The sequence below is a fragment of the Eubacterium sp. CAG:161 genome (assembly GCF_000432355.1).
In the GTDB taxonomy this organism is placed as follows: Bacteria; Bacillota; Clostridia; order Lachnospirales; family Lachnospiraceae; genus Eubacterium_G; species Eubacterium_G segne.
On record NZ_HF991859.1, the window covers coordinates 83,378 to 86,907 of the forward strand.

Consider the following 3,530-nt stretch of genomic DNA (forward strand, 5'->3'; position numbering starts at 1 on the left):
ACAAAAATAGTTGATGTTGTCATATACGTTTAATTCGTTAAACACTGCAACATCCTGAAAAATTACACCTATTCTTGCCTTTATGTCATAAGAGTCCGGTTTCATTTCCTCCCCGAAAATTTTTATACTGCCTCCCTGATACTTTAGCAGTGCCAAAATAGAATTGATTGTTGTACTTTTTCCACTGCCATTGGGGCCTAAAAGCCCTAAAATTTCCCCTTCGTATACATCAAAGGATAAATTATCAACCGCCTTTTTTCCCTTGTATTCCTTTGTTAAATTGCTAACTTCAATTACTTTTTCCATATGCGAATCTCTCCTTGTTTTATGGTAGTGTCAAATTTAATACCCTATTTTCTTTATAAAACCTTTATTTTTAGGGAGTTTGCAATAAAAAGAGCATTGACCTCCCTTTTTTGGTATAATGTCAACGACGAAATCAACTTTATACAACGACAAAGGAGACAATGCTCATGAACATTATACTTTATCTACTTCAATTAATTCAATACCTTTACCAACAAAACTGCTGGCTTTTAAATTTTATCTGCAGATATATTCCTCTCAGACAGTGGGCTTTTGACGATTCCCACTCTCCGAAATACCAGAAATTCAAAACCGATGAACTTCCTGTCATCAAAACTTTCATCAAACAGGACTGGCAGTTTCTTCTAAAGTATTACGAATGGAAATATCATAAATTTCTGAAACCTGTACAGAGACGTAACGGCCGCACAATTTCCGAAGATATATGCTGTCCTGTCTGTGGTGCGCCTCATCACTACATATATGACAACAATGGGAATAACGGTCAGTATCAGTGCAAAGTCTGTGGTCAGACATTCTCTTCCGGGGAACACACCACAACCCCATTGCGTTTCTTCTGTCCGCACTGTAGCCACAGTCTTGTTGCTATTAAAGACAGATCCTTTTTCCGCATACACAAATGTATAAACCCTAAATGCCCTTACTATCTCCACAACCTTGATAACGTTGACCCGGAGCATCTGAAAGAAGACTTCGGGAAAAATAAATATAAACTCCACTACATCTACCGTGAGTTCACTGTGGATTTCTTTAAGATGGACATTTCCTCTCTTCCGAAAAATGCATCTTCTCTTAAATTTACAAAACACAACTCCCATATCATGTATCTGTGCCTGACCTTTCACATTAATCTTGGTTTATCACTTTGCAAAACCTCTCAGGCTCTTAAATATTTTAAAAAACTTCCCAAAACCTTCAGATTCATTGCTGACGGTTACAGCGCCTATCCTCTGGCATCAAGCAGACCAATTATGTTAACCACCTCGATAATTTTTTAAGCTGTTATGTTTTTGTTCATTAACATAACAGCTCTATCAGATGACAAACTTAAACATCTGTGTATCCCCAACCTTTAAATAATGGAATTCATAACACATTTCTAAATTTCTCATATGATAATCGGAATTCATCACTCAGTACATTTCATCATCTTCTATCTTTCCGGCAATAATAGCTTTCTTTATCGTTTTCCAATACTTGTTATAAACCGTGTCTGTTACTTTCCCTTCTCTGATTTTAATATCAGCCTAAAAGGTGGATACATCCATCCTAACTCAGGGGAACATATGGCAGCTTTTATAGGATTTCACTTTTTTGTCGCATTTTAAAATTATTTTACATCTTCAATTTTTACAGTACTATCTCCATCTGTAAATAGACTATATACTCTAAACCAGTGGCACCATTCATCCATACCACCTATACTTATATATAATTTATCATCCTGTGAATTGCTTTTATCAATACTTATATCCGATCCTTCCTGTTCAGCTGTATAGCCTGCTTTTTCATATTTTTTTATATAATCTTGTATGTCACTATGACCGATAAACAATGTAGAATGACTATCTTCATCATCATTTACTTCAACGGTAAAACCGTCACTTAATCTCAGCCATACGGCAACTGTTTGTGGCAATTCCTTTATGCCATAACCATACTCACTTAAATATTTATATATACATATCGAGTTAATTCCTATGAACAACACAACTATTGCAAAAATAACCAAAATTGGTTTAATCCACGTTTTCATTTCTAACCTCCTAGTATAATAATGATGTAGTCAATTAAGACTACTTGGTTAATAAGTTTCTATAATTCAGATAACAAAAGAAGGTGTTCTTCCTTCATCAGATGTTATCTTAAATAATTATCATGTCTGACGGTTCCTGATAGACACCAGATAAAACATAAGGTATTATCTCTTAGGATAGGACAAAGAATGTTCGCCTCCTTGGGAAGTGTACTCCTCCTTGGGATGCTGAATATCAGCAGATACCTGCAAAAAAGTCAATTAGTCCATTCGACAGGGTTTTATGTTTTAGCTGGTTGGGAGCCCGAAGGCCATACCCGAATAACGCGCTAGGTTGTGTACCTGCCAGATTGGAAATGGATTCCTATCAAGAAGGAGCTATTGCTCATGTCAAACAATGTTATTTTTAATTTTGATGAATTATTCATCTCTGTTGGTATTAATGTCGGTGCTGACTTCTCATGGATGTCTATTGCACTTCCAAATCAACAACTCGTAGGAAAGCCCTATAAAATCCTACATAACTGTATGAGTTCCCTTACAACCGATGTTTCTAAAATAAAAGAATCAGAAGAGTTGTATTCTTTGGAAAGTCGCATTTTCCTGGAATCTACGGGAATTTATCATTATCCACTCTTCTGCTATCTTCGTGATAAGGGTTTTAACTGCTCCGTTATAAATCCTATCATCACTAAGAATAGCGCAAATATGAATATACGAAAAGTACATAATGACCGTTTTGATTCTAAAAAGGCTGCTTTAGTTGGTTTGAAACCTGATTTAAAGGTTTCTCTTATGCCATCTGACCTTGCTTTAAACTGCAGAAATCTTTGTCGTGAATACTATGACTTAACGGATAATCGCAGTGCTTATGTGAATAAGCTGCAAGGTGAATTACGTATGCCGAAAAGAAGTATGATGCCATTATTCAAGCTGCACATGATGCCAATGAATTCGGTTACATCATTGATAGTAATATCATACGTATCCGTCTCTACATAAGTTTCATCCGCAAGTATGATGAAAAAATCGCAGGCATCATGGATGCTTTGCATGATTTTGTAGATTCCAACGAAGATACTGATTTTGTGAAACAAATCCACTTGATAGAAACATTTAAAGGTGCCGGTTTCTTATCTTCGGTATCTCTCATGGAAGAGATTGGTGATTTTTCAGCATTTACAAAGCCAAAACAACTCTTTGCTTACTTTGGTCTTGATCCAGCTGTCAAGCAATCTGGTAAATTTGAAGGAACCAAAGTACAAATGTCAAAAAGAGGTTCCGCTATTGCTAGAAGAGTAATTCATGTATTAACACTTCAGAGCATCAGTACTTCCAGAACTGGGGAGGCTAAAAATCCTGTATTTCTGTATCATACTCATACACATAAACCTCTGCTAGTAACAACGCTTCTTTTACTGATTTGAAATTGCTTTTCCAGTATTCG

Annotated in this window: 4 protein-coding genes and 1 pseudogene; 3 read left to right on the forward strand and 2 right to left on the reverse strand. The window is 35.9% G+C overall.

Annotation, left to right across the window (positions count from 1 at the left end; translation table 11 throughout):
• Window positions 1–306 (reverse strand): annotated as a pseudogene (locus Q5O30_RS04580) (ATP-binding cassette domain-containing protein); the annotation flags it as partial.
• 167 nt (window positions 307–473) lie between these two features.
• On the opposite strand from Q5O30_RS04580, the gene Q5O30_RS04585 reads away from it, so the two are divergent.
• Window positions 474–1,325 (forward strand): hypothetical protein, encoded by an 852-nt coding sequence (locus Q5O30_RS04585; RefSeq protein ID WP_021952578.1) that lies wholly within the window; start codon window positions 474–476, stop codon window positions 1,323–1,325.
• A gap of 332 nt (window positions 1,326–1,657) precedes the next feature.
• On the opposite strand, the gene Q5O30_RS04590 is transcribed toward Q5O30_RS04585, so the two are convergent.
• Window positions 1,658–2,083 carry a hypothetical protein gene (locus Q5O30_RS04590; protein ID WP_021952579.1) on the reverse strand — a complete coding sequence of 142 codons (426 nt, stop codon included), beginning with the start codon at window positions 2,081–2,083 and terminating at the stop codon, window positions 1,658–1,660.
• 387 nt (window positions 2,084–2,470) lie between these two features.
• Here Q5O30_RS04590 and Q5O30_RS04595 point away from each other — a divergent pair, with 387 nt between their 5' ends.
• Window positions 2,471–3,085, forward strand: a complete 615-nt coding sequence (locus tag Q5O30_RS04595) for an IS110 family transposase (RefSeq protein ID WP_021952580.1) — start codon at window positions 2,471–2,473, stop codon at window positions 3,083–3,085.
• Window positions 3,086–3,123: 38 nt separating this feature from the next.
• Complete coding sequence (locus tag Q5O30_RS11695; RefSeq protein ID WP_370553103.1) at window positions 3,124–3,510, forward strand: IS110 family transposase; 387 nt, start codon at window positions 3,124–3,126, stop codon at window positions 3,508–3,510.
• The last annotated feature ends 20 nt before the right edge of the window (window positions 3,511–3,530 follow it).

Bases quoted from the DNA above. Each gene is read 5' to 3' on its own strand.
- Q5O30_RS04585 (WP_021952578.1), top strand. From the start codon at position 474: ATGAACATTATACTTTATCTACTTCAATTAATTCAATACCTTTACCAA.
- Q5O30_RS04590 (WP_021952579.1), bottom strand. From the start codon at position 2,083: ATGAAAACGTGGATTAAACCAATTTTGGTTATTTTTGCAATAGTTGTG.
- Q5O30_RS04595 (WP_021952580.1), top strand. From the start codon at position 2,471: ATGTCAAACAATGTTATTTTTAATTTTGATGAATTATTCATCTCTGTT.
- Q5O30_RS11695 (WP_370553103.1), top strand. From the start codon at position 3,124: ATGGATGCTTTGCATGATTTTGTAGATTCCAACGAAGATACTGATTTT.